Consider the following 777-nt stretch of genomic DNA (forward strand, 5'->3'; position numbering starts at 1 on the left):
GCCGAGGAAGGCTTCATGGATGTCGTCGCGTCGTTCCCAGCGGATGCGCAGGCGGCGGAAGCCGTGCAGCCAGGAGATCGTCCGTTCCACGACCCAGCGGAAGATGCCCAGGCCGGTGCCGTGCGGCTGGCCGCGTTCGGCGATCGCTGGGCGAATACCGCGGGCTCGCAGCAGGCGTCGGTACTTGTCATGGTCGTAGCCGCGGTCGGCGAAGAGCATGTCCGGCCGACGCCGTGGCCGGCCGACGAGACCGGCCACGGCCGGGATCTTGTCGAGCAGAGGCAGAAGTTGGGTGACGTCGTTGCGGTTCCCGCCGGTCAGCGACACCGCGAGCGGGATGCCCTGCCCGTCGGTGAGAACGTGGTGCTTGCTGCCCGGCCGCGCACGGTCGACCGGGCTCGGCCCACTTTTGGGCCTCGCCGAGCGGCCCGGACGTGCGAGGAATCGATCACCGCCCGCGACCAGTCCAGCTGGTCGGCCGACCGCAGCTTCTTCAGCAGCGCGACGTGCAGTTGGTCCCAGACGCCGGCCTCGTTCCAGGCGGCCAGGCGCCGCCAGCAGGTCATGCCCGAGCCGAAGCCCAACTCCTGGGGCAGGTACTCCCATTGGATGCCGGTGTAGAGCACGAACAAGATCCCGCACAACGCCTGCCGGTCCGGCACCCGCGGTCTGCCCTCTGCCCTCTTCGGACCTGGCTTCGGCAGCAACGGCTCGATCAGCGACCATAGTTCGTCCGACACGATCCATGGCCGCGACTGACGGATTCCCATACCCACA

Annotated in this window: 1 protein-coding gene; it reads right to left on the reverse strand. The window is 69.0% G+C overall.

Annotated features, from left to right (window positions below):
* Positions 1 to 770 (reverse strand): IS5 family transposase gene (locus IE274_RS39150; protein WP_229910128.1). Its coding sequence is split into 2 segments (ribosomal slippage), with 771 coding nucleotides annotated over them: positions 1 to 413 and positions 413 to 770; the frame shifts between segments, so codons are not numbered across the junction. This gene is flagged as partial in the annotation.
* Between the last annotated feature and the right edge of the window lie 7 nt (positions 771 to 777).

The sequence above is a fragment of the Streptomyces flavofungini genome (assembly GCF_014650815.1).
GTDB lineage: Bacteria > Actinomycetota > Actinomycetes > Streptomycetales > Streptomycetaceae > Streptomyces > Streptomyces flavofungini.